Source organism: Muricoccus roseus, assembly GCF_900141905.1.
Classification (GTDB): domain Bacteria; phylum Pseudomonadota; class Alphaproteobacteria; order Acetobacterales; family Acetobacteraceae; genus Roseomonas; species Roseomonas rosea.
On record NZ_FQZF01000004.1, the window covers coordinates 210,828 to 236,924 of the forward strand.

A 26,097-nucleotide genomic window follows, 5' to 3' on the forward strand; every position below is an offset into this window, starting at 1 on the left:
TTGAGGAACAGGTTACATTTCCATGGCCGATCCCATCCCCGAGGCCGCGATCCGCGCGATCGTCGAGGCCGGGCGCCGCATGGCCGAGCGCAACTGGGTGCCCGCCACCGCCGGGAACATCTCCGTCCGGCTACCCGGCGGCCGGATCGCCATCACCCGCTCGGGCTTCCACAAGGCGCATCTGGATTCCGGGGCCGTGATGGCGGTGGGGCTGGATGGCCGGCCGGAAAACCCGGCGCTCCGCCCCTCGGCCGAGACCGGGCTGCATTGCGGCGCCTACCGTGCCTTCCCGGAGGTGGGGGCGGTGGTGCATGGCCATTCCATCGCCAACACCGTCCTCTCCCGCCGCGCCGGGGAATCGATCGGGCTGGCGGGGTATGAGCTGCTGAAGGCCTTCCCGGGCCTGCCGACCCATGACGCCGCCATCGAGCTGCCGGTGCTGGACAACGACCAGGACATCGCCCGCCTGCAGGCCGCGGTGGAGGCCCGTTGGGCCCGCATGGCCGCCCCGATCCTTCCCGGGTATTTGATCCGCGGCCACGGCGTCTATGTATGGGGCCCCGACATGGACGCCGCGCTGGCGCGCCTGGAGGGGCTGGAATTCATGCTGGCCTGCGAGATGGCCAACCTGTCCATCAATCCCCTGCCGGGAGGTTCCGCGCCATGAGCCGCCTCGTCGTCCACGACGCCACCACCGATGCCGTGCTGCAGGACACGCAGGACGCGGCCGAGATCGCGAAGACGCTGGCCGGGATCGGCGTGCGCTTCGAGCGGTGGGAGGTGGCCGACCTGCCCGACGGCGCCGATGCCGAGACGGTGCTGGCCGCCTACAAGCCCCGCCTGGACGCCTTCATGGGGGAGACCGGCGCCGGCACGGCCGATGTGATCCGCCTGACCGCCGACCACCCCCAGGCCGATGCGCTCCGCACCAAGTTCCTGGCCGAGCACCTGCACACCGAGGACGAGGTCCGCTTCTTCCATGAGGGCGCGGGCAACTTCATCCTGAATGTCGGCGGCAAGGTCTATGACGCCCATTGCACCCGGGGCGACCTGATCTCCGTGCCGGCCAACACGCATCACTGGTTCGACGCGGGCGCGAAGCCGCATGTGACCGCGCTGCGCATCTTCACCGATACGACGGGCTGGACGCCGCATTACACGGGCACCGACATGTCGGAGCGCTTCCCGGCCACCACGGCGTGACCACCCCGCCCAAGGCCGTCATCTGCGACATCGAGGGCACGACCAGCGCCATCGCCTTCGTGAAGGAGATCCTGTTCCCCTTCGCGGAGCGGGCGCTGGACGGCTTCCTGCGCGCGCATGGCGCGGAACCCGCGGTGGTGGCCATCCTCGATCAGGTGCGGGCCCTCGCCCCCGGCCAGGACCCGGCCGAGGCGCTGCGCGGCTGGATGGCGCGGGACGAGAAGGTGACGCCGCTGAAGGCGCTGCAGGGGATGATCTGGCGCGAGGGCTTCGAATCCGGGGCCATCCGCGGGCATCTCTGGCCGGATGTGGCGCCCTGCCTGCGTGCCTGGGCGGGCGCCGGGGTGACGCTGCGGATCTACTCCTCCGGTTCGGTCGAGGCGCAGAAGCTGCTCTTCGGCTATTCCGAGGCCGGGGACCTGACGCCGCTCCTCTCGGGTTTCGACGACACCCGCACCGGGCCGAAGCGCGAGGCCGCTTCCTACGCGGCCATCGCCCGGGCGACGGGGCTGCCGCCGAGGGAGATCCTGTTCCTCTCCGACGTGGCGGAGGAGCTGGACGCCGCGGGCGCGGCGGGCATGCAGGTCTGCCAGCTGGTCCGGAAGGCGGACGGCACGGTGGAGAGCGGCCGCCACCCGGCCTGCGCCACCTTCCCCGAGGTGGCGGCCCGCTTCGGCCTGCCCGCCCCGGATGAGCCGCGCCCCGCCTAAGGCGGGGCTGAGCACCCTGTCACCGTCCCGCGCTGGCGAGGCGCCGCGCGCGGGGCTAGGAGCGTGGGGCGCGCCCGGGCCGAATCGGCCGGGCTGCGCGGACCGCGCGCCGTTGGACTGACCCCTCGCCCGGATCCCGGGAGGCACTGCCGATGATGACCACCTATTCCCTCCGCGGCAGCGCCTGCGCCGTTCACGGGGGGCTCGACGACGCCGAATCCATCGCCGCCGCCACCTGGATCGACCTGCTGAACCCGACGCCGGAGGAGGAGCGCGCGGTTCAGGAGGCGCTGCAGATCGAGGTGCCGACGCGCGAGGAGATGCAGGAGATCGAAAGCTCCTCGCGGCTCTACAAGGAAGGGGAGGTGCTCTTCCTCACCGCCTCCTTCCTCTATGGCGCGGAGGAGGGGGAGTTCGGCTCCACCCCCATCACCTTCGTGCTGGCGCCGAACGCGCTGGTGACGGTGCGCTACGCCACGCCGAAGGCCTTCTCGATCTTCGCCGTGCGGGCCCAGCGCCAGGCGCTGCCCATCCTGAAGACGCCGGATGGGGTGATGCTGCACCTCTTCGAGCAGATCGTGGACCGGCTGGCCGACATCCTGGAGCGCACGGCCTCCGAGATGGACCGGGCGAGCCAGACCACCTTCCGCAACGCCCGCAACATGCAGGTGAAGGCGAACAAGCGCGACGTGGACCTGCGCCAGGCGCTGCTGACGCTCGGCCAGGTGGGCGACGTGACGACGCGGGCGAGCGACACGCTGCTCGGCCTGACGCGCATCCTCACCTTCGTCGGCGCCGAGAAGGCGAATGCCGTGCGCAAGGAGAACCAGCAGATGATCAAGACGCTGGTGCGCGACGTACGGTCCCTCGTCGAATACGCCAACACCATGAACAACAAGGCCCAGTTCCTGCTGGATGCCGTGCTGGGCATCATCAGCATGGACCAGAACGGCATCATCAAGACCTTCACCGTGGCCTCGGTGGCGCTGATGCCGCCCACCCTGGTGGCCAGCATCTACGGCATGAACTTCGACCTCATGCCCGAGCTGAAATGGGCGCTGGGCTATCCCTGGGCGCTGATGCTGATGGTGGTCAGCGCGCTGCTGCCCATCGTCTACTTCAAGCGGAAGGGCTGGCTGTAGGGCCAGCCGCTTCCGGGCGCGCGGTTCAGCTCGTCGGCGAGCCCGCCGCCGGCGCCTGCACCGCGGCCTGCACCTTCACCCGCTCCTCCGGAAGGGGGATGAACTCCTTCTCATCCCCCGGCACCCGGGCGAAGCGGCCCTCGCGCCAATCCGCCTTCGCCTGCTCGATCCGTTCGCAGGAGGAGGAGACGAAGTTCCAGAAGAGGTAGCGCGGCCCGTCCATCGCGGCGCCCCCCAGCATCAGCAGCCGCGCGCCCTGTGGCCCCGCGCGCAGCGCCAACCCGTCGCCGGCGCGGAAGACGAGCATGCGCCCGGCCTCGAAGCGGTCCCCGGCCACGGTCACCTCGCCCTGCACCACATAGGCGCCGCGCTCCTCATGGTGGTCGGGCAGGGGCAGGGAGGCGCCGGGCGCCAGAACGGCATCGGCGTAGAAGAGGTCCGATGGCGTGGCGACCGGCGAGCGCGCCCCCCAGCCATAACCCGCGATCAGGCGGAGCCTCGCGCCCGCATCCTCGATCACCGGCAGGGTGGCGGCGGGGTGATGCGCGAAATCCGGCGCGATCTCCTCCTGCGCACGTGGCAGGGCCACCCAGGACTGGATGCCGAAAAGCTTGTGCGGGTGCTGCCGCACATCGGCGCCCGTCCGCTCGGAATGCGCGATGCCGCGCCCCGCCGTCATCCAGTTCACGTCGCCGGGGCGGATCGGCTGGTCCGATCCGACGCTGTCCCGGTGCTGGATCTCGCCCTCGAAGAGATAGGTGACGGTGGAGAGGCCGATATGCGGATGCGGCCGCACATCGATGCCCTTGCCCGTCAGGAACTCGCCCGGGCCCATCTCGTCGAAGAAGACGAAGGGGCCGACCATGCGGCGCTCCTTCGCCGGCAAGGCGCGGCGCACCTCGAAGCCGCCGATGTCATGCGTGCGCGGCAGGATGACATGCTCGATGGCCTGTCCTGCGACGCATTCCGGCATCACGCCGGCAGGATCGGTCTCGACGCTCATGCCTTCGTCTCCTGGAATCCGGCCAGCCATTCGCGGGTGAGGGCGACATCCATCTGCGACAGCCCGTGGCCGAGCGGCAGCGGATGATGCGCGACCGTGGCCCCCGCGTCACCCAGAATGGCCGCCAGCGCCGCGCTGTTGGCCGCCGGCACGATGGGATCGGCCGTGCCGGAGAGGAGCAGCACCTTTGTGCCCTCCAGCCGCGCCGGCGGCGTTTCCCGGAAGGGCACCATGGCACGCAGCAGGGCCGCCCCGCGCAGCAGGCCGGGATGGCGCAGCAGCAGGCTCGCCGCGATGTTCGCGCCGTTGGAGAAGCCGAGCGCGACAGGGGCCGCGATCCCGTATTCGGCCTGGGCCTGGTGGATGAAGCCGGCCAGCTCATCCGTGCGCTGGCGCAGGTCCTCCTCGTCGAACACGCCTTCCGCCAGGCGGCGGAAGAAGCGCGGCATGCCGTTCTCCAGCACCGTCCCGCGCGGGGAGAGCAGGGCGGCGCCGGGCGCGACCATGCGGCCGAGCGGGATCAGGTCGTTTTCATCCGCCCCGGTGCCATGCAGCAGCAGGAGGGGAGGAAGGGTGGCGTCGGCCGCCGGCTCGAAACGGTGGATGAGGTCGGTCACGCGGGTGCTCATGGCATCATTGCTCCGGTGGCGGGCCGCGCCGCGATGGCGCGGCCCGCGCTGCGGGTTCAGGCGAGGACGGGCAGGGTTGCCTCGATCTGCTGGCGATGCCCTTCCAGGAAGGCCGGCAGCTTCAGCGCGGCGCCGAGCTGATCGGCCGGCTCATCCACGGCGAAGCCGGGGATGTCCGTCGCGATCTCGAACAGCACATGGCCGGGTTCGCGGAAGTAGACGGAGCGGAAGTAGTCGCGGTTCTTCTGCTCCGTGGTGCGCAGGCCGTGATTCGCGGCCAGCTTGCGCACCATCTCCATCTCCGCCGCATCGTCCGCCGCGCGGAAGGCGAGGTGGTGGACGGAGCCGCGGCCCAGCCGCGCCGGCAGGAAGCCGCCGACCGCCTGCAGGTCCACGATGCCGCCGATGGAGGTGCCCTCCACCTGATAGCGGGTCGTGTTCCCTTCCTTCGCCACCTCACGGAAGCCAAAGACATCCGTCAGGATCGCGCCGGTCGCCTCGGTCTTGTCCAGCATGAGGCTGACGCTGTGGAAGCCGCGGATGGCGTTCTCCACCGGCACCTCGCCGTTGTTCCAGGCGGGCTCCGCCTCGATGCCGGGGACGCCGACGAGCGCCAGGCGCTGCCCGTCCGGATCACGGAAGGTGAGCACCGTCTCGCCGAAGCGGCTGGTGCGCTCCAGCCTGTGGTTCACCAGCCGCGCGGTCCAGTAGCCGATGGCGGATTGCGGGATGCGGAAGGATGTCTCCTGCAGCTCGCCCGCGCCGGCACGGCCTTCCGCCGCATGCTCCCAGGGGAAGAAGGTGAGGATGGTGCCGGGGCTGCCCGCCTCGTCGCCGTAGTAGAAGTGGTAGGCGCCGGGATCGTCGAAGTTGACGGTCTTCTTCACCAGCCGCAGCCCGAGGATGCGGGTGTAGAAGTCCAGGTTCCGCTGCGCGCTGCCGGCGATCGCGGTGACGTGGTGGATGCCGTGGGTGGTGTTGCTCGTGGCCATGGTCGCGGTCTCCCGGGTTGGTGGAGCGCGGCTGGCGCTCCGGTGTTGTCACAGCAATTGGGCAATCCCGGCGGAAAGACCAGCGCAAACGGATTGCGCCACTGCAATCGGGGGCTTGCGATCCTCGCCGTGGCCTCGCCGGCGGCGCGCTCTCAATCTCCGGCCCAACAATCCCATCCCGGGATCACCCACCGGAGACATTCCCCATGTTCGATCCCCGTCTCGCTCCCCTTGCCCTCCTCCTGCTGCGCCTCTCGCTGGGGGTGATGTTCATCGCCCATGCCTGGCTGAAGGTGGGCGTCTTCACCGTGCCCGGCTTCGCGGGCTTCCTGGGCCAGATCGGGCTGCCCGGCTCTCTCGCCTGGCCGATCATCCTCGCCGAAGCCATCGGCGGCCTGGCCCTCGTCCTCGGCGTCTATGCCCGGGCCGTCTCGGTGGCGCTGCTGCCGGTGCTGCTGGGCGCGCTGATGGTCCATGCCGGCAATGGCTGGGTGTTCAACGCCCCGAATGGCGGCTGGGAATACCCCGCCTTCCTGGCCGCGGCGGCGCTGGTTCAGGCCCTGGGCGGCGACGGCGCCCTAGCCCTGCGCGCCACCCCGGTGCCGGCCCTCGGCAAGCGCAGTGGCCTCGCTGCCGCGGTCTGAACGGCCTAGCATCCCAACGACCCGTCGGCGGCACGGCCCTCCCGTGCCGCCGGCTTCGCGTTTGCCGGGAACGGAGCCGTTGAAGGACGCCGCACGCAGCCTCGCCTGGGATGACTTCCGCCTGATCGACGCCGTGGCGGCCACGCGCAACCTGCCGGCCGCAGCGGCGAAGCTGGGCATCGACCATTCCACGGTTTTCCGGCGCTTGAAGGCGGTGGAGGCCCTGCTGGGTACCCCGCTCTTCGAGCGCCATCGCAGCGGCTACACCCTGACCCCGGCCGGGGAGGAAATGGCCTCCCTGGCCGCGCGGGTGGATCAGGACATCACGGCTGTCACGCGTCGTCTCTCCGGCCAGGCACCCGCCCCTTCGGGCGAGGTCCGGGTGGCGACCAGCGACAGCCTGCTCTCGGACCTGCTGATGCCCATGCTGGCGCGCTTCCGGCAGGCGAATCCGGCGATCCGGCTGGACCTCGTTACTGGCAATGCGGCGCTGAACCTGTCCCGCCGCGACGCGGATGTGGCGGTGCGCGCGACCGACAGCCCGCCGGACACGCTGGTGGGCCGCCGCGCCGCGCGGATCGCCTGGGCGCTCTATGGCGCGCCCGGCGTCACCACGGAGGGCGACTGGGTGTGCCTCGGGGATAACCTTGCCGGGTTGAAGGTGGTGCGATTCGCCCGCGCCGCCGTGCCCGCCGAGCGGCTGGCCGGGCGCTTCGACACGGTGCTTGGCCTCGCCCATGCCGTCGCCGCCGGAATCGGCGTGGGGCATCTGCCATGCTTCATCGGCGATTCCTGGCCCAGCCTGATCCGCCTCCAGCCTCCCGAGGCCGATTACGCCTCCGACCTCTGGCTGCTGACGCATCCCGACCTGCGCCATACACCACGCGTGCGCGCGCTGATGGACAGCCTGGGCGAGCAGATCACGGCGAAGCGACCGCTGATCGAGGGCACCATGCCGCGCGAGGGGTGAAGCCGCCGCGCCGTGGCGGGAATGTTGCAAGGAGGTGCCCGCTGAGGGAGCCTCGCGGATGTGCCCAGGGCTCCACGACAAGCGTGATCGGAGACGGTGAATGGCGGTTCGACCCTTCCATCTCGGCTGGTTCCTGCAGGGATCCAGCGTGCAGGCCTGGGGCGAGCCCTGGACAGGCAGCATCGGCCAGGACTGGCGGCAGCCCGACCTCTTCATCGACATGGCGCGCGCGCTGGAACGGGCCTGCTTCGACTATATTCTCCTCGAAGACAGTTCCTATATCGGCGAGGCCTATGGCGGCTCGCGCGAGATCTATCTGAAGAACGGCCTTTCCGTGCCGCGGCAGGACCCCTCCGTCATCGCGACGCTGCTCTTCGCAGCCACCAAGCGGATCGGCGTGGCCACCACCCTCGCGACCTTCACGCACCACCCCTATCTGCTCGCGCGCATCATCGCGACGCTGGACCAGGTTTCGGCGGGCCGCGCCGGCTGGAACATGGTGACGGGAAGCAGCGACATGGCCGCCCGCAACTACGGGCTGGAAGCGCTGCCCGAGCATGACCTGCGCTACGACATGGCCGATGAGTACATGGCCTGCGTGAACGCGCTTTGGGATTCCTGGGAACCGGGCGCGATCCTCGCTGATCGCGAAAGCGGCGTGCTGGTGGACCACACCAAGGTCCGCACGGTGGACTTTAAGGGCCAGTGGTACAGCTCGCGCGGGCCGCTGAATTCCGGCCCTTGCGTGCAGGGGCGGCCCGTCATCGCCCAGGCCGGCGGCAGCCCCCGCGGCCGGCAATTCGCGGCCACCCATGGCGAGACGGTGGTGGCCAACCCCAAGGGCATCGCGGCGATGAAGGCCTATCGCGACGACATCCGCGCCCGTGCCGCGGCGACGGGTCGGAACCCGGACCACATCAAGGTCCTCTTCCTGGTGAACCCGATCATCGGCGAGAGCGCGGAGCATGCGGAGATGCGGCGGCTGGAGCGCATCGCGCAGGCGGACCGCCGGATCGCGCAGCGCCTCGCGCATTTCAGCAAGGTGACCAATATCGACTTCGGCAGCATGGATCTCGACAAGCCGATCGACGAGACCCTGCGCACCAACGGCCACCAGCAGAACCTGGATACGCTCAAGCGGCTCGGCGCCGGCGGCAAGACGCTGCGCCAGGCCTTCACCGACTACAGCGGCACCGGCCTTTCCGTGGATCTCTGCGGCACGGTGGACGCCATCGCCGGCCAGATGGCCGAGGTCGTGCAGGAAGTGGGCGGCGACGGCTTCCTCTTCTCCATGGGCGATGTCAGCCGCCGCGTGGTCGCCGAGGTGGCGGATGGGCTGGTGCCGGCGTTGCAGGCGCGGGGGCTGGTCCGCAAGGCCTATGGCCACGCGACCTTCCGGGAGAACCTGCTGGAGTTCTAGAGGCCCCTCATAGGGCCGTGCCTTCGTTCTGATGCGCTGTTCTGTCCCGGGGAGAGGAAGAAGGAATTCTTCCTCTCCCCGGACCCCTCACCATCATCTTCTTTTGGAAGTTTGGAATCACGGGGCTCACGGTGCGCCTCGGGTCCATGACCCGGCGACTGCAAAGGCAGGAAAGGCACCCTCAACCAGAGAACCCGGTGATCCGGGGTATCCACGGCAGTCCGATGCAGGTCCAGGAGGCTCAGCCTCCTGGCTTGTGAGGTCCGGAGAGGGCAGCGCCCTCTCCGGGGAAACCCTCCAGATTAGAACCCCCGCGCGCCGCCATCAGGCCCCGATCCAATCCAGCACCGGGGCCGCCATGCGCTCCGGCGTGAAGGTTGCGGCCTGCTCCAGGGCCTTCGGGGCCAGTTCTGCCAGCCGGCGCGGGTCGGAGATCTCCTTCAGCCCCGCCGCGAACTCATCGACCGAGAAGGGGTCGAAGAACAGGCCGGCATCGCCGATCACCTCCGGGAAGCTGGAGGTGAGCGAGGCAAGCACCGGCTTGCCCAGGCTCATCGCTTCCACGGCCGGGATGCCGAAGCCCTCATAGACGGAGGTGAGGACGAGGAACTCGGCCGCCTTAAGCAGCCGGTACTTCACGAATTCCGAGACGAAGCCAGTGAACTTCACCCGTTGCTGCGCCTGCGGGCGAAGGCGCGCCAGCGCCTGATCCGCCAGCCAGCCGCGGCGGCCGATGACGATGAAGGTCAGGTCGGAGGCTGCGACGGAGGGGTGCTCCAGCGCGCGCAGCAGAAGGTCGAGATTCTTGCGGGGCTCGATGGTACCGATCACCACGGCATAGCGGCCGAGCTCCACCGTGGGCTGGTTGCGGTCGAGCAGCTCGAAATCCCCGGGCCAGTCCACATACTGCGTCAGCAGCCGGGTCTTGGGAGCCGCCCAGGGAAATGTGTCGGTCAGCGCCACGCGGGTGGCCTCGGAGACGCAGAACACCACCTCATCCGTCGTCAGCTGGTCGCGCAGCGGGTCCAGGTGATAGGCGACATTCGCGACGTCATGCGTCTCCGGCATCACCAGCGTGCTGATGTCGTGGATGGTGCTCGCCTCCCGGCGGGCGAGGCCGAAATTCTCCTTCACCGAGGGATAGAGCAGCGGCTGGGCCGGATTGATCGCTTCGAAGGCATCGATCGGGCGGTCGTTCAGCCGCCCGCGCAGGAAGGCGCCGGAACCGTGGCGGATCGTCTCCCGCGCCTCCGCCGCCGCGATCCGCGTCATGCGGATGCCGAAATCCAGATGGACGCGGCCGCTCCGCTCCAGCGCCTGGACGAGCCGGCGTGTGAAGACCGAAATGCCGGTCCACTCGTCCTCCAGCATCGGGGTGATGTCCACGGTCAGCCGTGGCCGGGTGGCGCTCATGGCACGTCGTTGACCGTCACGCGCGGGGCTCCGGCAGCTGCTGCCGGGCGGAGCAGCCCCACGGGCCGCTCCAGCCAGGCCGAGAGAAGGGTGCGGAACCGGGTGGCCGCCGCGCTGCCCGCCACTTCCACCCGCTGCGCCGCATCGAAGAAATCCAGCCCATAGCGCCAGAAGGGCACGCCCGGATGCAGCAGCATGGATGCGATGGACATGCCCAGCGGCGGCGCGGTGACGAACTGCACGGCCCATGAGCGCGCGCGGGGAAAGACGATGCCGGTGGCGGTCAGGGCGCGGATCACGGTCTCGAGCCGCCCCGCCGTTTCCGCACCGCCTTCGGGACGAGGCAGCTCCAGCAGCAGGAGCTCGGGGCCGCCGAAGATCGCCTCCAGCACCTCCTGCGCCACCATCCGCAGGAAAGGGGTGTCGGCCAGTGCCGCCTCGGTCAGGGGGATGTAGCGGATCGGGCGATCGATCGGCAGCGCCTCCTCCGGCGGGGCGGGCTCGATGCCCTGCATCCCCTGCCTGCCGAGCGGGCCGCAATAGAAGGGGAGCCTCTCCATGATCCCGGATTCGGGCGTCTGCCGCAGCCGCAGGTAGAGCGAGGGCGGGCGGCACCAGGAGGCGCCGAACCGGAACGCCATCCCGCCATTGATCTGCGAGGCAAGGCCGGCGAACAGCTCGGGCGCCACGCGCAGGAGGTTGCGCAAGGCCTGCTCCGATGCCGGATTGCCGCGCGGGAAGAAGAACATGTGGTTCCGCAGCCCGGGAATGGGGCGCAGGCTGTGGCCGTCCGTGAGGGCGACATGGTCGCGCGCATCCCCGATCCGCTCATCCAGCCAGGCGCGGGCGCGGCCATGGGTGAAGATCTCGGGCCGTGCCACGAACTGCATGGAGGTGGAGCGGGCGGTTGCCTCCTGCGTCAGCAGGGCCAGGGCCGCGCGCAGCTCGACCGGCATCACCACGTCGCGCAGCGCGTCACGGCCGAAGAGCGACCCCGGGATCTTCAGCCGCGGAAGCCAGGAGCCCGGCAAGGAGACGAGAAGCCTCGGCCCGAAGGTCGGCCCGTTGGTGCTGGCGGTATGCGGCATCGATCAGGAATCGGCCGTATCGGTTTCGGCGGCGAAGACGAAGCCTGGCGTGTTCGGCGCCGTGAGCGAGCGCGGGCGGGAGCGGAACTCCTCGCTGGCCGCGAGCACCGCGAGTAGGCCGAAGGGCGTCAGCGCCCCGATCCCGAGCAGCGGCGCGTAGCTGCGGATGCCATCCTCGTCGGCCGGCCGGCCGAGCACGTAGAGATAGGCGGTGCGGATGAATTCGGTGATGCCGCGCCGCGCCATGAAGTCCTGCAGCACGGGCCCGTAGCCGCGCAGCTGGTCGATGGAGGTCGCGACCCTCGGATCACCGGCGACGACGCGGGCCAGCGTGTCGCCCCTCGGCTCCGCGCCATCCCGCAGCTTGAGGATTCGCGCCGCCTGGATCTCATCGCCCGTATCCGCAGACTGCAGGCTGACCGGGATTTCCGCCACCTCCGCCACCGGCCGTCCGAGCCGCAGCCGGAAGGCGCACCATCCATGGCCGAAATTCACATGCGCCAGATCGGCGCGGAACAGATGGGCATAGCCCAGCGCGAGTTCCTGCCCTTCGGGGTCCAGCACGCGCAGCTTCAGCGGGCGGCCCGGAGCCTCCGTGTCGAAGGCCCAGCCCTCCACGAACCCCGCCGCGGTGAGCGCATCGAGATGTCCGCGGATCATGTCGCCATGGCTTTGCGCCGGAGTGGCATGCCGATCCTTGAACCTATCCGTCGTGACGCCGGAAGGGCGGCGCCGTCATGGCGGGTCTGACCATCCGATGGTCGCGCCGCGACGGCTATTTCTCCATAAAAGATACGCCGTGGCAAGGACGCGGGGCGGGTTCAGACCACCTCGAACAGTCGTCCGAACAAGCCGGCGAGGATCGCCTCCGGTGACCGCAACAGGCGCGGCGACATGACGCGGAGCGTGCCCACCTGCTCCTCCACATGGAAGTATTCCAGCGCGTGATCGTAATTCGGGCGCCGTTCGCCGGTGTCGTGGATCATGACCAGGGGTTCCGGATACCGGCCACGATTCGCGGCGGCCAGCAGCGCGGCGGAGAGGCAGCAGGCCACGCGGAAGCGGCCATCGACGAAGATCAGGTCGGGAAAGCTGCCGATCCGGTCCCATTCCTGCCACATGCGCGCGATGTAGTTGGGCCAGGGCCGCACGGCCGTGCGGTCCACCGGCGCGCCCCAGGCGCCCACGGGGCCGATATCCGCATGCAGGATGGAGGCGCGCCCGGCGGCGATCACGGCGGCCACCTCCTCGTCCTCGCTCACGGCCTTGGCCCAGGCGGGGTCGGATTCCACGCCCACCATCATGTCGAATCCTTGGCGCGCGGCGAGCAGGGTGGAGCCGCCGGTGCCGAACTCGGCATAGCGGCGCCGGCCCTTGCCGAGAATCCGCTCGAAGAGCTGCCGCTCCGCCGCCGTCATATGTGGTCCGCGCAGCAGCGGCCGGGCCTTTGCGTCCTCGGGCGAGACGGGCGGACGCGGAGCGGCGGCAGGCTTGGGCGCGGGCTTCGCGGCCGGCGCCGGCTTGGGCGGCGGGTTTGCCTCGGCCTCGATGGCCTGCCTGCGGCGGGCCGTTTCCTCCACGCGCATCGCCTCCAGTGCCTTCGCGTCGGGGAAGTCAAAGGCCAGCTCGTCGGGATCGACCCAGACCGTCCGGGCATAGCCCGCCTTGTCGAAGCGCTCCTGGCTCATGTGCAGGCCCACCGCGCCGATATAGCGGCCGCTGACCAGATGCGTGTTCAGCCCCACGCGGCCGAGCGCATAGGTCACCGCCTTCTTCACGTCGTCCTGCGAGGTGACGCCGACGAGGATGTCGCGCTCGCGGTAGCGTTTGCGGATCTCGGGGCTGGAGCGGTCCTTGTAGTCCCGGCCGAGCACCAGCTCGTAGTAATCGGCCATCAGGGGCTGCATCTCCTCCCAATGGCGGCGGAACAGGCCGAAGCCCCAGAGATGCCCAATTCGGCGCAGCGCCCGGCGATGCTTCAGCTGGTCCGCCGCGCTGGCGGTGAGATGCCCATAGGCGGCGAAATAGCCCACGTCGCGGCTGCTCTCGGCGGCCGTGCGCAAGCTGTCCATCACGCGGAGATAGCGCGGCGCGAGCACGAGGTCGTCCTCGAAGAAGTACGCGCATTCCGCCTTCATCTCGCGGAAGAACAGGGTCTCGGCGCGCAGGAAGTTCTCCGCCACGCCCAGGTTCTCGCTCGCGGCCAGCACCTGCCCGCGCGGGAAGATCTCGCGGAAGGTGGCGACGCAGGCCTCGACATCCTTCTGCTCGGCCTTCACGCGCCCGCTGCGGTGGTTGTGCCAGTGGTCCTGGAAGAGGAAGATCTCGCGCCGCCCGATCTCCGCCCCCTCCTGCGCCGCGAGGGAGAGCAGCACCTCGCGCAGGTAGTCGGGCCGGTTGAACGACATCACGGCGATCGGAGGATGGGTCATGCCGCCCTTGGTCCTGTCGGTTCCCGGCCTCGTCGCCCGTGAACCGGCTGCGGGCAGAAGGGGTCCACGGGCCCGGAGGCGCGGGGCATAAGGCAAGCGGGGCCAAGAGGGTGTCAAGCAGCCGACCCATGGCTTGACGCGGATACCGGGCCTGCGGAGTGTCGCGCCGCCCCGGATGGGGCCATCCGCACGGAGAAGAACGCCGTTGGAGATCCTGCCGGCCAGCCTGCTCGCCCGTCATCCCGCCTGGCCTACCGCGCTGCGCTTCGGCCCGGGCTGGACACCGCCCGAGATCATCGAGCCGCTGGAAATCGCGCTGGTGGATGCCGCCATTCCCGAGTTGGCGGCGCGCGGCATCACGGTGCGGAACGGGTTGGGCAAAGACAACCGCCTCCTGCTCGATGCGCATACGCCGAAGCAGCGGCTTTCGCTGGATCTGTCGCGCGCGAGGGACAGCACCATCCTCCTGGGCCGTTATGCGAGGCTGGCGGGAGAGGTCGCGGCGACCGGGCGTGGCCACCTGCTGGCTTCGACGGGCTGGGACAGCCCCTCCATCGCCATGGTCCACTGCACCTTCCGGGGCGACCGGGCGCTGATCTTCCTCGGCCACGGCCTGACATCGAACCGCACCAACTTCCTGGCCGAGGGGCCCGAAGGCGCGGTGCTGGTGGGGGATGACGCGATGTTCGCGACCGGCATCACCATCCGCACCTCCGATTCGCATGGCATCGTCGACCTCGCGACCCGCGAGCAGGTGAATGCGCCCGAACCCGTGGTGGTCGGGCCGCATGTCTGGCTCGGGCAGGATTCGCTGTTGATGAAGGGCGTCACGATCGGGGCCGGGTCGATCGTGGCGGGACGGGCGGTGGTGACGCGCCCGGTGCCACCCCGGGCGCTTGCCGCGGGCGTGCCGGCGCGGGTGCTACGCGAGAATGTCAGCTGGACCCGCCAGTCGCGGCCGCGGCCGGAGCAGATCGCGGCGATGATCGAGGGACTTCCCGAGGCGGATTGAAGCGCGCGCCCCCGCCGTTATGCCAGATAGAATCCCTTGCCTTGCGCCTCCTTGCTGCGGAGGAGGGAGCGGCGGACCTGCCGCAGGGTGCGCTGCCCGACATTCTGGGCGTAATAGGCCTCGTCGCCCGGCAGCCGGTCCATCACCAGGCGCCAGAGCCAGTCGATCTCCTCCCGCGTCACCGGCCGGTCCGGGTTGAACATGCGCTGGCGCATCTCCTCCAGCTTCGCGGGGTAGGTGTTCCGGCGATGGGCCGCGCAGGCGGCACGCTTGTCGTCGATGATCCTGGCGATGATCTCGGGCGTCGCCTCGGGCGGGTTGGCCGGCAGCGCCTCCACATAGGCCATGTTGCCGAAGCCGAGCTTCTCGAACTGCGCGGGCTGGAAGGACTCGCCCTGCGCGCCGATGTAGCGGGCGTAGCAGACATCCGTGTTGAGCCGGGCATAGCCGAGGTCGGCGCAGGCCATGGTCTTCGCCACGTCCTGCGAGGAGGCGGTGCTCGACACCGCCTTGTCCTGGTAGAGTTCCACGATCCGCAGATGCGGGCGGGCCTGGTAGTCCACCTGCGAATACACCTCGTGGAAGGGCTTCAGCCAGGGCTGCATCGCCTTCCAGCAACGCCGCGTCAGCGCGAAGCCCCAATGATGCTCCATCGGCACCAGATTCGGCGCCTCCGGATCGGCTTCGCGCTGATGGTCCCCATAGGCGGCGAAGTAGCCGACATTCTTATGCGGCAGCAGCAGGCGGCGGAGCTGCTCCAGCATCGCGACATAGGCCGGGCCGAGCTCCAGGTCCTCCTCGAAGAAATAGGCGACCTCGGCCTTCAGCGTGTCGAAGGCGAGCTTCTCGCCGCGATGCAGGTTGAGGGCGATGCCCAGATTCTCCGGCGAGGCATGCACATGGCCGCCGGGGAAGACCTCGCGGAAGGTCGCGATGCTCGCCTCGATCAGCTCGGGGTCGCCATAGGTGATGCCGGAGCGGCGTGAGCGGGCGCCGTCCTGCAGCAGGTGCACCTGGCTGTCCGGGATGAGGACGCCCTGCTGCGCCTTCATCGATTCGCACAGCTTGCGCAGGTAATCCGGCCGGGTGAAGGAGAAGATGATGATGGGGGCGCTGACGGCCGGGGCAGTGTGCGGCATCGCGCGCGCCTCGCTGACTCATGGGATGAAGGGGAAGGACGACGCCGCGAGGCGCCCGCCGTTCCGCTGGGCGTACGGCGCCCCGGCGGCGGCTTCTAGCCGAAATGCTGCCGCCACCAGGTCACGAAATGTCCAAGTCCGGTGCGGAGATCGGTCGTCGGCTCCCAGCCGAAGTCCCGCTTCATGGCGGAGACATCGGCGAAGGTGGCCGGCACGTCGCCGGGCTGCATCGGCTTGAGCACGCGGATGGCCTTCACCCCCAGCAGCTCCTCGAGGATGCCGACCATCTTCGGCAGCTCCTCCGGGTGGCTGTTGCCGATGTTGTAGAGGCGGTGGCCACCATCGGCGGGCGGGTTGTCCAGCGCGGCCATGATCCCGGCCACGATGTCCGCGACATAGGTGAAATCGCGCCGCACGCGGCCCTCGTTGAACATCTCGATGGGGCGGCCCTTCAGCATCGCATCGGTGAAGAGCCAATAGGCCATGTCCGGCCGGCCCCAGGGCCCGTAGACGGTGAAGAAGCGCAGCCCCGTCAGCGGAATCCGGTAGAGGTCCGTGTACACGCTGCTCATCAGCTCGCCGGCGCGCTTCGTGGCGGCGTAGAGCGAGGCGGGGCGGTCCACGCGGTCGGTCTCCTGGAAGGAGGTGCCGTCATGGCGGGAGCCGTAGACCGAGCTGGTCGAGGCATAGACGGTGTGGCCGATGCGCCCCTCGCTGCGGCGGACACCCTCGAGGATGCCGAGATGGCCGGTGACATTGGCCGCGGTGTAGGCGAAGGGCGCCTGGAGCGACCAGCGCACCCCGGCCTGGGCGCCGAGATGCGCCACGCGGTCGATCTCGGGATGCGCGGCCATGAGCGCCAGCAGCTCCTCGGTATCCGCCAGATCGATCCGGTGCATCCGGAAGGCGCCGGGGCGGGCATTGCCGGTCAGCGCCTCGACCCGCGCCTCCTTCAGCGCCGGGTCGTAATACGGGTTGAAGTTGTCGATGCCGATGACCTCGTCCCCGCGCGCGAGGAGCGCCTGGCACAGATGCGCGCCGATGAAGCCGGCCGCGCCGGTGACGAGGATGCGGCCCATGGTCAGGCCTGGCGGACGGAGGCAGGGCGATAGGCAGGCGCGTCCTCAGGGCTCGTCGCGTGGCGGATCGCGGGGAGTCTGGGGGGCATCAGGCGCCTTCCATGGGGCGGACAATCCGGCTGCGGATTATAGCGGCTTGCCGGCGGGGCACCATCCACCCCGCCCCACCCCTGCCCCGGGGCGCCCTGCGCGCCGTGACTTGCCTGCGGGGCGCCCGCTGCGCCATACCCGGCGCCGGACACCGGGGGGAGCCCATTTCGGGCTGAGAGGCGGGGCAACCCGCGACCCCTGGAACCTGACCCGGTTCGGACCGGCGTAGGGATCGGTGCTTCAGACGGTGGTGCGCCCCTGGCGCGAAATCAGACCCGCGCAGGCGCTGCGCGACCCGGCCGGCCCGCCTCATGCGGCCGGAGGGGTGGGCCTGCGCCCGGCATTCCACCTGGCCCCGCTTCCTCCCGCTCCCTCCGCTGGGATGGAGGACACCCCGTGCAACGCCGCTCCCTTCTGAAGGGCGCCGCCCTCTCGGCGCTCCCGCTTCCCGCCCTCGCCCAGCCGGCGCGCGCCCGCACCCTGCGCTTCGTGCCGCAGGCGGCGCTGACCGCGCTGGACCCCATCGTGCAGAACGCCACGATCAGCACCACCCATGGCTTCTGCGTGTTCGACACGCTCTACGCCACGGATGCGAAGTTGGCGCCGCGCCCGCAGATGGCGTCGGGGCATGCGATGAGCCCGGACGGGCTGCTCTGGACCATCCGCCTTCGCGACGGGCTGCGCTTCCATGATGGCGCGCCGGTCCTTTCGCGCGATGCCGTCGCCAGCCTTCAGCGGTGGTGCGTGCGGGACCTGTTCGGGCAGATCCTTGCCCGGGCCGTGGCCGAATGGGGCACGCCGGACGACCGCACCCTCACCATCCGGCTCCGCCGGCCTTTCCCGTCCCTGCTCTACGCCCTGGCCAAGCCCGCCGGCATCCCACCCTTCATCATGCCGGAGCGCCTGGCCCGGACGGCGCCGGACCGGCCTGTGCCGGAGATCGTCGGCAGCGGCCCCTGGAAGTTCGTCGCCCCGGAGTTCAACCCGGGCAGCTTCGTGGCCTATGCGCGCAACGAGGCCTATGTGGCGCGCGACGAACCGGCGGAGGGAGCCTCAGGCGGCAAGCGCGTGCATTTCGACCGGCTGGAGTGGCACATCATCCCCGATGGGGCGACGGCGGGCGCCGCGCTCCAGCGCGGCGAGGTGGACTGGGTGGAGTACCCGCTACCCGACCTGCTGCCCCTGCTCGCGCGGGACCGCAACATCCGCACGCAGATTTACGACCCGATCGGCTTCCTCGGCGTGATCCGCTTCAACCACCTGCACCCGCCCTTCGACAAGGTGGAGGTGCGCCGCGCCGTGCGGGACTGCATCAGCCAGCCCGACCACATGGCGGCCGTGGCGGCGCCGGGCGACTGGCGGGAATGCCACGCCCTCTTTCCCTGCACCCTGCCCGGGGTGACGGAGTTCCCCGCGCCACCACGGGATTTCGACAAGGCGCGCGCCGCGATCCGCGCCGCCGGGATGGAAGGCGCGAAGGTGGTGGTGATCAACCCCACCGATTTCGCCGCCGTGGCGCCGCAGGGCCGTCTGGCCGCCGATGTCTGCCGCCAGCTCGGCTTCCGGGTGGATCTGCAGGAGATGGACTGGGCCGCGATGCTCAGCCGCCGCAACTCGCGGGAGGATGCGGATCATGGCGGGTGGAGCATCTACCCGACCAACTTCCCCGCCGCCTCCATCGCCAACCCGGCCGTCAACTCCGGCATCCGCGGCGATGGCCCGACCGCCTGGTTCGGCTGGCCGACCGATCCAGCGACGGAGGCGGAGATCGAGCGCTGGCTCTATGCCCCCGATGCCGCGGCGCAGGCGGCGGCCTTTGCGGCAGTGCAGAGGACGGCCTGGGACCATGTCGGCTTCGCGCCGAGCGGGCTGTTCGTGCTCAAGACCGGCTTCCGCGCCGATCTTTCGGGCGTGCTGCAGGGGCCGAACCCGTATCTGTGGAACCTGGGCCGGGGCTGACCGGCCAGAGGAAAGGGCCGCCGGCACGAAGCCGGGCGGCCCTTTTCATCACGGCCCCGCGGGGCCGGCCGAGGCTGGTCAGGAGTGCTGGCCGCCATTGCCGGTCGCGCCCGTCCGTTCCAGGAAGCTCTGCAGCGCGGACTTGCGGGTGAAGGCGGTCTGGGTCCCGGCAGGCAGGCCCTCGGTGTAGGCGGCCTGGCCGTCATAGGGATTGGCCTCCCGCGCGAAGGCGCCCTGGCCGGCGGCGACGCCCATCAGCGCCGTGGCGAGGCCGAGCACGCGGAGAAAGGGAAAAGCGGACATCCTGAATTATGCCTCTTGTGGATGGTGGCGGCACCATGCCGTCGTCTCGGCACGGGGCATATGCCCCGGATCGGCGCCGTTCCACTTGACCTTGTCGATGACTTCCATCTGTCTGGTGAATGGAACCGGCGCGGCTCCCCTTCCATCCCTGCCGCTGGTTCCCGCCGATGGAGAGGGGCTGAATGGTACAACGATCGCACGACGGGGGCCTGCGCCGGCTCGACATGAACCTGCTGCCGGTCTTCGCGGCGCTGATGCGGGAGCGCAGCGTGACCCGGGCCGGGGAGGTGCTGTTCCTTTCCCAGCCTGCCACCTCCTCCGCCCTCGCGCGGCTGCGGGCCTTCTTCGGGGACGAGCTGTTCATCCGGAACGGGCGGACGCTGGAACCGACGCCCAAGGCCGAGGCGCTGATGGAGCAGCTCGCGCCCGCCATGCAGGCCGTGGCGGGCGCCATCGCCAGTTCCATCCCCTTCGACCCCGCCACCGATACCCGCACCTTCCGTATCGGCATGAGCGAGGACGTGCAGATGGCTATGATCCCGGTGCTGCCGCTGCTGCGGAAGGCGGCGCCCCATTGCCGGATCATCATCCGCTCCGGCACCTACCGCACCATCCCGCGCATGCTGGAATCGCGCGAGATCAACACCGCGATCGGCCATACCGAGGACCTGCCGGCCGCGACGAAGCAGCGGGTGATCCGCCGCGGCGGCTGGCGCGTGCTGCGCGATTCCGCATCCCCGGGGCCGGTCGACCTCAATGCCTATTGCGAGCGCCCGCACATGCTCGTCACCCCCCGGGGCGATCTTTCGGGCTTTGCGGATGAGGAGCTGGCGCGGCTCGGGCGCAAGCGGCAGGTGGTGCTCGGCGTGCCCGATTTCGGCCTGATGCCGCGCACGCTCATCGGCACCGACATGCTCTGCCTGGTGACCGAGGCCGTGGTGGATGCGGTGGCCGCCCTGGGCGGGCTGGAGCGGCTGGCCGCCGACCCCCCGCCCATTCCCTGCCCGGAGGCGGTGACGACCATGGCCTGGCGCACCGCCGTGGACCAGGATGCCGGCGAGGTCTGGTTGCGGGCGCAGCTCGTGCAGCATCTGGCCCGGCGGTAGAGGACACTGCATCGCCTTTGCCGGAAAACGGGGCTAGAGCGAGGCATGGCCGAAGCCCTTGCCCTGCTGGACGCCGCCCGCGCCTGTTTCGCCACGGGCCGCACCCTCCCGCTGGAGGACCGGCGCGCGGCCCTGATCACCCTGCGCGACGGGCTGGAGGCGATGGAGCCCGAGCTGCTCGCGGCTCTGCACGCCGATCTCGGCAAGCAGGAGTTCGAGGCCTGGACCTCCGAGATCCTGCTCGTCCGCCAGGAGATCGCGCTCACCCTCAAGCGCCTGCCCCGCTGGGCGAAGGAGCGGCGGGTGAGGGGGCGCTGGTTCCACTTTCCCGGCCGGGCGGCGCTGCGGGTGGAGCCGCGCGGGGCGGTGCTGATCCTCGGGCCCTGGAACTACCCCGTGCAGCTCTGCCTCGTGCCCCTGGTCAGCGCCATCGCGGCGGGGAATGCGGTGGTGCTGAAGCCCTCGGAGGTCGCGCCGGCCACGGCGGCCGCGCTGGCGCGGCTTGCGGCACTCTGCTTCGCGCCGGGCCATGTGCAGGTGGCCCAGGGCGGGCCAGAGCTGGCGGCGGCGCTGACGGCCCAGCCCTTCGACCACATCTTCTTCACGGGCAGCACGGAAACGGGCCGCAAGGTGGCCGAAGCCGCCGCGCGCAACCTGGCCACCACCACGCTGGAACTGGGCGGGGCCAATCCCTGCATCGTGGATGAGGGCGCGGACCCCGTGCTCACCGCCCGGCGCATCGCCTGGGCGAAGTTCCTGAACGCGGGCCAGACCTGCCTCGCCCCGAACCACCTGCTCGTGCATGAGAGCCGCGCCGAGCCGCTCATCGCCGCCCTGCGCGAGACCATCACCCGCTTCTACGGCGCCGACGGGCGCGGGATGCAGCGGGTGGTGGATGCGCGGCATCTCGGGCGGCTGAAGGCGGTGCTGGCGCGCGGCCGCGTGCTGCATGGCGGCGCGGTGGACGAGAACGCGCTGCATCTCCAGCCGACGCTCCTGGCCGACCCCGACTCCGCCCTTCTGCGGGAGGAGATCTTCGGCCCCATCCTGCCCATCGTGACGTGGCGCGACCGGGCGGAGCTGCTGGCGGGACTCTCCGGCCTGCCCGAGCCACTCGCGCTCTATGTCCATACGCGCGACCAGGGCTTCGCCGATGCGGTGGCCCGGGCCCTTCCCTCGGGCGGGTTCTGCGTGAACGAGCATCTCGTCCACTGCACCGTGCCGGACCTGCCCTTCGGTGGCGTGGGGCCGAGCGGACAAGGGCGCTATCACGGACAGGCGGGGTTCGAGGCCTTCTCCAACGCACGTGCGATCTTCCGGCAGCCCGCGGGCATCGATCCGCCCATGCGCTATCCGCCCTACAAGACGCCGCTCTCGATCATCAAGCGACTGATGGGATGAACAACAGCTTCGACGTGATCATCCTCGGCGCAGGGGCGGCGGGGATGATGTGCGCCTTCACCGCCGGCCGGCGCGGCAAGCGCGTGCTGCTGCTGGACCATGCCGACGCCCCGGGGGCGAAGATCCTCATCTCCGGCGGTGGGCGCTGCAACTTCACCAATACGGGGACGGAGCCCTCGCGCTTCTTCTCGGCCAATCCGCATTTCGCGCGCTCGGCCCTCTCCCGCTACACGCAGCACGACTTCATCGCGCTGGTCCAGCGCCACCGCATTCCCTATCATGAGAAGACGCTGGGCCAGCTGTTCTGCGACGGCTCCGCCCGCGCCATGGTGCAGCTGCTGCTGGACGAGTGTGAGGCAGCGGGCGTCGATCTCCGCCTGCGGCACCGCATCCTGGATGTCAGCCGCGCCGAGGGCTTCCGGGTGGAGACGGACCGGGGCATCTTCAGCGCTCCGGCGCTGGTCCTGGCCACAGGAGGGCTCTCGATCCCGAAGATGGGGGCGACCGGGCTCTCGCTGGACCTCGCCCGCCGCTTCGGCCTGCCCCTGGTGGAGCCGCGCCCCGGGCTGGTGCCGCTGACCTTCGGGGAGGCCGACCTCGCGCTGATGCGCCCGATCTCCGGCGTCTCCCTGCCTGTCGAGGCCCGCGCGGGCAAGGCGCGCTTCCGGGAGGCGATGCTCTTCACCCATCGCGGCCTGTCCGGGCCCGCCATCCTGCAAATCTCCACGCCCTGGCGGGCGGGGGAGGCGGTGACGCTCGACCTGCTGCCGGATGTCGATGCCACGGCCTGGCTGCTGGCCCGCAAGGAGGAGCGGCCGCGCGCGGCGCTGCATACGGTGCTGGCGGAGCGGCTGCCCCAGCGCCTGGCCACGGCACTGGGCCAGACCCGGCTGGCCCAGCACACCCGCCCCGTCGGCGAGCTGGGCAACAAGGCGCTGAAGGAGGTCTCCGCCCTGCTAAAGGGCATGGCGCTGACACCAGTGGGAACGGAGGGCTACGCCAAAGCCGAGGTAATGGCTGGCGGCGTGGACACCGCCGCCCTGTCCTCCCAGACCATGGCCGCGAAGGACGTGCCCGGCCTGCATGTGATCGGCGAGGCGGTGGACGTCACGGGCTGGCTGGGCGGGTACAACTTTCAATGGGCGTGGTCGTCCGGCTGGTGCGCGGGGATGTCGGTCTAGGCTGCTCCGTTTGCGCTAAGGCTTGCGTCGGATCTCCGGCGGAGGGCTCTGCCCTCCACCCCCCAAGGGCCTGAGGCCCTTGGAACCCCGTCTGACTGCCGTGGATGCCCAGGATCGAAGGGGTCTCTGGTTGAGGGCGCTTTTTCTGCCTTTGCAGTCGCCTCGGGTCCACGACCCGAGGCGCACCGTCAGCCCGGTGATTCCAAACTTCTAAAAGGAGATGATGCTGAGGGGGCCGGGGAGAGGAAGAATTCCTTCTTCCTCTCCCCGGGACAGACCAGCAGTCCAGAACAGATACGCAGCGGTATGATTTCACCCCTGGAGATCCTATATCCCGCCCCGCCATGCTGCGCCTGACCGAGATCAAGCTTCCCCTGGACCATCCCGACGACGCGCTGCGCGATGCCGTGCTGACCCGGCTGCGCTTGCCGCCCGAGGACCTGCTGGACATCACCGTGTTCCGCCGCGGCCATGACGCGCGGCGGCGCGGCGCGATCGCGCTGATCTACACTTTGGACGTGGCGGTGCGGGACGAGCCTGCGGTGCTGGCGCGCATGGCGGGCGAGAAGCATGTCGCCCCGACGCCGGAGACGGCCTATCGCCTGCCGCAGGCCCCGGCCGTGCCGCCGCGGCTTCGCCCGGTGGTGGTGGGGGCGGGGCCCTGCGGGCTTTTCGCCATGCTGATCCTGGCGCAGATGGGCCTGCGACCCATCCTGCTGGAGCGCGGCAAGGTGGTGCGCCAGCGCACGCAGGACACATGGGGCCTGTGGCGCCGCTCGGTGCTGACGCCGGAGTCGAACGTGCAGTTCGGCGAGGGCGGGGCGGGCACCTTCTCGGATGGCAAGCTCTACAGCGGCATCGGCGACAACGCGAACCGCATCCGCAAGGTGCTGGAGGAGTTCGTAAAGGCCGGGGCGCCGGAGGAGATCCTCTACGTCTCCAAGCCGCATATCGGCACCTTCCGCTTGGTCTCCATGGTTGAGCACATGCGGGCGCATATCGAATCCCTGGGCGGCGAGTACCGCTTCGGCACGCGGGTGGAGCAGCTGGAGCTGGGGCCGGACCGGCGGCTGCGCGGCCTGCATCTCTCGGATGGCAGCTTCCTCGAGGCCGACCATGCCGTGCTCGCGGTGGGCCACTCCGCGCGCGACACCTTCGCTATGCTGCATGAGCGCGGCGTCTTCATGGAGGCCAAGCCCTTCTCCATCGGCGTGCGGATCGAACATCCCCAGGGCCTCATCGACCGCTGCCGCTTCGGCCCCCAGGCGGGGCACCCGGTGCTCGGCGCGGCCGACTACAAGCTGGTGCACCACTGCAAGACGCCCGAGGCGGAGGGACGCGCCGTCTATTCCTTCTGCATGTGCCCCGGCGGCACGGTCGTCGCGGCGGCATCGGAGCCCGGGCGGCTGGTGACGAACGGGATGAGCCAGTATTCGCGCAACGAGCGCAACGCGAACGCCGCCATCGTCGTGAGCATCACGCCGGAGCGCGACTATCCCGGCTCGCCGCTCGCGGGCATCGCCCTGCAACGTTACTGGGAAGAGCGTGCCTTCCAGGTCGGCGGCGGCGACTACAGGGCGCCGGCGCAGCGGGTGGAGGATTTCCTCGCCGGGCGGCCCTCCACGAAGCTCGGGGAGGTCGTTCCCTCCTACCGGCCAGGCGTGACGCCGACCGACCTTTCGCTCTGCCTGCCAGATTTCGCCACGGCCGCCATCCGGGAGGCGCTGCCGGCCTTCGACCGCCAGATCAAGGGCTTCGCCATGGGGGACGCGGTGATGACGGCGGTGGAGACGCGCACCTCCTCACCCCTGCGCATCCGGCGCGACGAGACGGGCCAGAGCCTGAACACCCCAGGCCTGTTCCCGGCGGGGGAGGGGGCGGGCTATGCCGGCGGCATCCTCTCGGCCGGGGTGGACGGCATCCGTGCCGCCGAGGCCGTGGCGGCGAGCCTTTCGGCGGTCGCCCTGGCCGGGTGAGGGCCGCGTGCATCACCGGGGTCAATGAGGGTGATTGACGCCGCGCGGGGCGCCAAGCCTCGCGGCGCGGCGCCGCGATGAATAGGTAGCCGTCGCTGAACGACGACTGCTGACGAGGAACCGACGTGGCCCTTCCCCTTGAATTCGCCCTGGACACCTTCGGGGATGTCACCTCCGGCCCGGACGGCGCGCTGCTGCCCCATGCCCAGGTCCTGCGGAACCTGATCGACGAAGCCGTGCTGGCGGATGGGCTGGGCATCGACTTCTTCGGCGTGGGCGAGCACCACCGGGAGGACTTCGCGGTCTCCTCGCCCGAGGTGCTGCTGGGTGCCATCGCCGCCCGCACAAGCCGCATCCGCCTGGGCACGGCGGTCACGGTGCTCAGCTCCGATGACCCGATCCGCGTGTTCCAGCGCTTCTCCACCCTCGATGCCGTCTCTAACGGAAGGGCGGAGGTGATCCTGGGGCGCGGCTCCTTCACGGAATCCTTCCCGCTCTTCGGCTTCGACCTGCAGGATTACGAGACCCTGTTCGAGGAGAAGCTGGACCTCTTCGCCGCCGTGCGCAGCGGGCGGCCCGTGACCTGGAAGGGCACCACCCGCGCGCCGCTGCAGGACCAGCGCGTCTTCCCGCCGATCGAGAACGGGACGCTCAAGGCCTGGATCGGCGTGGGCGGCAGCCCGCAATCCGTGATCCGCGCCGCCCGCTACGGCATGCCGCTGATGCTGGCCATCATCGGCGGGGACCCCGTGCGCTTCCGCCCCTATGTGGACCTGTTCCACCAGGCGCTGGAGAAGCTGGGCCAGCCCGTGCAGCCCATCGGCGTGCATTCCCACGGCTATGTCGCCGAGACGGACGAGCAGGCGAAGGAGGAGCTCTGGCCGCACTGGAAGCGCTCCCGCGACCAGATCGGCGGCGAGCGCGGCTGGCCCCCGGCGCAGCGGGCCGATTTCGAGCGCGAGATCAGCAGCGGCTCCCTCTATCTCGGCGCGCCGGAAACCGTGGCCCGGAAGATCGCGGGCACGGTGAAGGCGCTCGGCCTCTCGCGCTTCGAGATGAAGTACAGCGCGGGTTCCCTGCCGCATGAGAAGATGATGCGCAGCATCGAGCTCTATGGGAGCAAGGTGATGCCGCTAGTCCGCGACCTGCTGGGCTGAGGCCGCGCCCGGAATCGGCCGGGCCGGAACCGGGATGGCGGGATCCGC

24 protein-coding genes and 1 riboswitch are annotated in these 26,097 nt (G+C 70.1%); of the genes, 14 read left to right on the forward strand and 10 right to left on the reverse strand.

The annotated features are described in order from the left end of the window. Positions 1–22: 22 nt before the first annotated feature. The 4 genes from BUB97_RS04720 (at position 23) to corA (ending at position 3,055) form a co-directional block, all read left to right on the forward strand. Positions 23–667 (forward strand): methylthioribulose 1-phosphate dehydratase, encoded by a 645-nt coding sequence (locus tag BUB97_RS04720; RefSeq protein ID WP_073132050.1) that lies wholly within the window; start codon positions 23–25, stop codon positions 665–667. Continuing rightward, complete coding sequence (locus tag BUB97_RS04725) at positions 664–1,203, forward strand: 1,2-dihydroxy-3-keto-5-methylthiopentene dioxygenase (protein ID WP_073132052.1); 540 nt, start codon at positions 664–666, stop codon at positions 1,201–1,203. Before BUB97_RS04720 ends, BUB97_RS04725 begins: the two co-directional genes overlap by 4 nt. After that, complete coding sequence (gene mtnC, locus BUB97_RS04730; protein WP_073132055.1) at positions 1,200–1,913, forward strand: acireductone synthase; 714 nt, start codon at positions 1,200–1,202, stop codon at positions 1,911–1,913. Before BUB97_RS04725 ends, mtnC begins: the two co-directional genes overlap by 4 nt. 152 nt (positions 1,914–2,065) lie before the next feature. Next, positions 2,066–3,055 carry a magnesium/cobalt transporter CorA gene (corA, locus tag BUB97_RS04735; RefSeq protein ID WP_073132057.1) on the forward strand — a complete coding sequence of 330 codons (990 nt, stop codon included), beginning with the start codon at positions 2,066–2,068 and terminating at the stop codon, positions 3,053–3,055. Positions 3,056–3,080: 25 nt separating this feature from the next. Here the strand turns inward: corA and BUB97_RS04740 are convergent, their stop codons facing one another. From BUB97_RS04740 to BUB97_RS04750, 3 genes are read right to left on the reverse strand one after another with little or no spacing between them, the layout of a single operon-like run. Continuing rightward, the gene (locus BUB97_RS04740) at positions 3,081–4,058 is read right to left on the reverse strand and encodes a pirin family protein (protein ID WP_073132059.1); all 978 of its coding nucleotides are present in this window, start codon (positions 4,056–4,058) and stop codon (positions 3,081–3,083) included. Further along, on the reverse strand, positions 4,055–4,687 hold the full coding sequence (locus tag BUB97_RS04745; RefSeq protein WP_073132061.1) for an alpha/beta hydrolase: 633 nt from the start codon (positions 4,685–4,687) through the stop codon (positions 4,055–4,057). The genes BUB97_RS04740 and BUB97_RS04745 overlap by 4 nt, the downstream gene beginning before the upstream one ends. Positions 4,688–4,743: 56 nt before the next feature. Further along, on the reverse strand, positions 4,744–5,679 hold the full coding sequence (locus tag BUB97_RS04750) for a ring-cleaving dioxygenase (RefSeq protein WP_073132063.1): 936 nt from the start codon (positions 5,677–5,679) through the stop codon (positions 4,744–4,746). A 206-nt stretch (positions 5,680–5,885) separates the two neighbouring features. Between BUB97_RS04750 and BUB97_RS04755 the strand changes: the two genes are divergently transcribed. The 3 genes from BUB97_RS04755 (at position 5,886) to BUB97_RS04765 (ending at position 8,713) form a co-directional block, all read left to right on the forward strand. Further along, a complete protein-coding gene (locus BUB97_RS04755) occupies positions 5,886–6,323 on the forward strand; it encodes a DoxX family protein (protein WP_073132066.1) in 438 nt (145 codons plus the stop codon). 79 nt (positions 6,324–6,402) lie between these two features. Then, positions 6,403–7,293 carry a LysR family transcriptional regulator gene (locus BUB97_RS04760; protein WP_073132068.1) on the forward strand — a complete coding sequence of 297 codons (891 nt, stop codon included), beginning with the start codon at positions 6,403–6,405 and terminating at the stop codon, positions 7,291–7,293. 100 nt (positions 7,294–7,393) lie between these two features. After that, a complete protein-coding gene (locus BUB97_RS04765) occupies positions 7,394–8,713 on the forward strand; it encodes an NtaA/DmoA family FMN-dependent monooxygenase (RefSeq protein ID WP_073132070.1) in 1,320 nt (439 codons plus the stop codon). Between the two features lie 324 nt (positions 8,714–9,037). Here the strand turns inward: BUB97_RS04765 and BUB97_RS04770 are convergent, their stop codons facing one another. The 4 genes from BUB97_RS04770 to BUB97_RS04785 form a co-directional block, all read right to left on the reverse strand. Further along, positions 9,038–10,126: a glycosyltransferase family 4 protein gene (locus BUB97_RS04770; RefSeq protein WP_073132073.1), complete on the reverse strand. Its 1,089-nt coding sequence runs from the start codon at positions 10,124–10,126 to the stop codon at positions 9,038–9,040. Beyond that, the gene (locus tag BUB97_RS26110) at positions 10,123–11,214 is read right to left on the reverse strand and encodes a hypothetical protein (RefSeq protein WP_073132075.1); all 1,092 of its coding nucleotides are present in this window, start codon (positions 11,212–11,214) and stop codon (positions 10,123–10,125) included. Before BUB97_RS26110 ends, BUB97_RS04770 begins: the two co-directional genes overlap by 4 nt. Positions 11,215–11,217: 3 nt before the next feature. Continuing rightward, the gene (locus tag BUB97_RS04780; RefSeq protein ID WP_073132077.1) at positions 11,218–11,874 is read right to left on the reverse strand and encodes a DUF4214 domain-containing protein; all 657 of its coding nucleotides are present in this window, start codon (positions 11,872–11,874) and stop codon (positions 11,218–11,220) included. A 161-nt stretch (positions 11,875–12,035) separates the two neighbouring features. Further along, positions 12,036–13,646: a glycosyltransferase family protein gene (locus tag BUB97_RS04785; protein ID WP_073132079.1), complete on the reverse strand. Its 1,611-nt coding sequence runs from the start codon at positions 13,644–13,646 to the stop codon at positions 12,036–12,038. A gap of 205 nt (positions 13,647–13,851) precedes the next feature. Here BUB97_RS04785 and BUB97_RS26735 point away from each other — a divergent pair, with 205 nt between their 5' ends. Then, a complete protein-coding gene (locus BUB97_RS26735; RefSeq protein ID WP_073132083.1) occupies positions 13,852–14,658 on the forward strand; it encodes an acyltransferase in 807 nt (268 codons plus the stop codon). Positions 14,659–14,675: 17 nt separating this feature from the next. Here the strand turns inward: BUB97_RS26735 and BUB97_RS04795 are convergent, their stop codons facing one another. Together BUB97_RS04795 and BUB97_RS04800 are read right to left on the reverse strand one after the other, a co-directional pair. Then, a complete protein-coding gene (locus BUB97_RS04795) occupies positions 14,676–15,797 on the reverse strand; it encodes a glycosyltransferase family protein (RefSeq protein WP_073132086.1) in 1,122 nt (373 codons plus the stop codon). Positions 15,798–15,892: 95 nt separating this feature from the next. After that, positions 15,893–16,876, reverse strand: coding sequence for an NAD-dependent epimerase/dehydratase family protein (locus BUB97_RS04800; RefSeq protein WP_073132089.1), 984 nt, complete (start codon positions 16,874–16,876; stop codon positions 15,893–15,895). A gap of 234 nt (positions 16,877–17,110) precedes the next feature. Then, a riboswitch (TPP riboswitch) is annotated at positions 17,111–17,216 on the forward strand. A 146-nt stretch (positions 17,217–17,362) separates the two neighbouring features. On the opposite strand from BUB97_RS04800, the gene BUB97_RS04805 reads away from it, so the two are divergent. Beyond that, on the forward strand, positions 17,363–18,925 hold the full coding sequence (locus BUB97_RS04805) for an ABC transporter substrate-binding protein (protein WP_073132091.1): 1,563 nt from the start codon (positions 17,363–17,365) through the stop codon (positions 18,923–18,925). 78 nt (positions 18,926–19,003) lie between these two features. On the opposite strand, the gene BUB97_RS04810 is transcribed toward BUB97_RS04805, so the two are convergent. Continuing rightward, a complete protein-coding gene (locus tag BUB97_RS04810) occupies positions 19,004–19,228 on the reverse strand; it encodes a hypothetical protein (RefSeq protein WP_073132094.1) in 225 nt (74 codons plus the stop codon). A 182-nt stretch (positions 19,229–19,410) separates the two neighbouring features. Between BUB97_RS04810 and BUB97_RS04815 the strand changes: the two genes are divergently transcribed. The 5 genes from BUB97_RS04815 to BUB97_RS04835 all read left to right on the forward strand — a co-directional run bounded on the left by BUB97_RS04815 (position 19,411) and on the right by BUB97_RS04835 (position 26,049). Next, positions 19,411–20,334: a LysR family transcriptional regulator gene (locus tag BUB97_RS04815; protein WP_073132097.1), complete on the forward strand. Its 924-nt coding sequence runs from the start codon at positions 19,411–19,413 to the stop codon at positions 20,332–20,334. A gap of 45 nt (positions 20,335–20,379) precedes the next feature. Beyond that, positions 20,380–21,735: an aldehyde dehydrogenase family protein gene (locus tag BUB97_RS04820; protein ID WP_073132100.1), complete on the forward strand. Its 1,356-nt coding sequence runs from the start codon at positions 20,380–20,382 to the stop codon at positions 21,733–21,735. Then, the gene (locus BUB97_RS04825) at positions 21,732–22,916 is read left to right on the forward strand and encodes a BaiN/RdsA family NAD(P)/FAD-dependent oxidoreductase (RefSeq protein WP_073132102.1); all 1,185 of its coding nucleotides are present in this window, start codon (positions 21,732–21,734) and stop codon (positions 22,914–22,916) included. The genes BUB97_RS04820 and BUB97_RS04825 overlap by 4 nt, the downstream gene beginning before the upstream one ends. Positions 22,917–23,260: 344 nt before the next feature. Then, positions 23,261–24,892: an NAD(P)/FAD-dependent oxidoreductase gene (locus BUB97_RS04830; RefSeq protein ID WP_073132106.1), complete on the forward strand. Its 1,632-nt coding sequence runs from the start codon at positions 23,261–23,263 to the stop codon at positions 24,890–24,892. Positions 24,893–25,017: 125 nt separating this feature from the next. Then, positions 25,018–26,049 carry an LLM class flavin-dependent oxidoreductase gene (locus BUB97_RS04835; RefSeq protein ID WP_073132108.1) on the forward strand — a complete coding sequence of 344 codons (1,032 nt, stop codon included), beginning with the start codon at positions 25,018–25,020 and terminating at the stop codon, positions 26,047–26,049. The last annotated feature ends 48 nt before the right edge of the window (positions 26,050–26,097 follow it).

Excerpts from the sequence above, each read along its gene's own strand:
- BUB97_RS04755 (WP_073132066.1), top strand. The coding sequence starts at position 5,886 with ATGTTCGATCCCCGTCTCGCTCCCCTTGCCCTCCTCCTGCTGCGCCTC.
- BUB97_RS04800 (WP_073132089.1), bottom strand. The coding sequence starts at position 16,876 with ATGGGCCGCATCCTCGTCACCGGCGCGGCCGGCTTCATCGGCGCGCAT.
- BUB97_RS04830 (WP_073132106.1), top strand. The coding sequence starts at position 23,261 with ATGCTGCGCCTGACCGAGATCAAGCTTCCCCTGGACCATCCCGACGAC.
- BUB97_RS04820 (WP_073132100.1), top strand. The coding sequence starts at position 20,380 with ATGGCCGAAGCCCTTGCCCTGCTGGACGCCGCCCGCGCCTGTTTCGCC.
- BUB97_RS04795 (WP_073132086.1), bottom strand. The coding sequence starts at position 15,797 with ATGCCGCACACTGCCCCGGCCGTCAGCGCCCCCATCATCATCTTCTCC.
- BUB97_RS04740 (WP_073132059.1), bottom strand. The coding sequence starts at position 4,058 with ATGAGCGTCGAGACCGATCCTGCCGGCGTGATGCCGGAATGCGTCGCA.
- BUB97_RS04785 (WP_073132079.1), bottom strand. The coding sequence starts at position 13,646 with ATGACCCATCCTCCGATCGCCGTGATGTCGTTCAACCGGCCCGACTAC.
- BUB97_RS04770 (WP_073132073.1), bottom strand. The coding sequence starts at position 10,126 with ATGAGCGCCACCCGGCCACGGCTGACCGTGGACATCACCCCGATGCTG.
- BUB97_RS04825 (WP_073132102.1), top strand. The coding sequence starts at position 21,732 with ATGAACAACAGCTTCGACGTGATCATCCTCGGCGCAGGGGCGGCGGGG.
- BUB97_RS26110 (WP_073132075.1), bottom strand. The coding sequence starts at position 11,214 with ATGCCGCATACCGCCAGCACCAACGGGCCGACCTTCGGGCCGAGGCTT.
- BUB97_RS04720 (WP_073132050.1), top strand. The coding sequence starts at position 23 with ATGGCCGATCCCATCCCCGAGGCCGCGATCCGCGCGATCGTCGAGGCC.
- BUB97_RS04815 (WP_073132097.1), top strand. The coding sequence starts at position 19,411 with ATGGTACAACGATCGCACGACGGGGGCCTGCGCCGGCTCGACATGAAC.
- BUB97_RS04780 (WP_073132077.1), bottom strand. The coding sequence starts at position 11,874 with ATGATCCGCGGACATCTCGATGCGCTCACCGCGGCGGGGTTCGTGGAG.
- BUB97_RS04810 (WP_073132094.1), bottom strand. The coding sequence starts at position 19,228 with ATGTCCGCTTTTCCCTTTCTCCGCGTGCTCGGCCTCGCCACGGCGCTG.
- corA (WP_073132057.1), top strand. The coding sequence starts at position 2,066 with ATGATGACCACCTATTCCCTCCGCGGCAGCGCCTGCGCCGTTCACGGG.
- BUB97_RS04750 (WP_073132063.1), bottom strand. The coding sequence starts at position 5,679 with ATGGCCACGAGCAACACCACCCACGGCATCCACCACGTCACCGCGATC.
- BUB97_RS04765 (WP_073132070.1), top strand. The coding sequence starts at position 7,394 with ATGGCGGTTCGACCCTTCCATCTCGGCTGGTTCCTGCAGGGATCCAGC.
- BUB97_RS04745 (WP_073132061.1), bottom strand. The coding sequence starts at position 4,687 with ATGAGCACCCGCGTGACCGACCTCATCCACCGTTTCGAGCCGGCGGCC.
- BUB97_RS04725 (WP_073132052.1), top strand. The coding sequence starts at position 664 with ATGAGCCGCCTCGTCGTCCACGACGCCACCACCGATGCCGTGCTGCAG.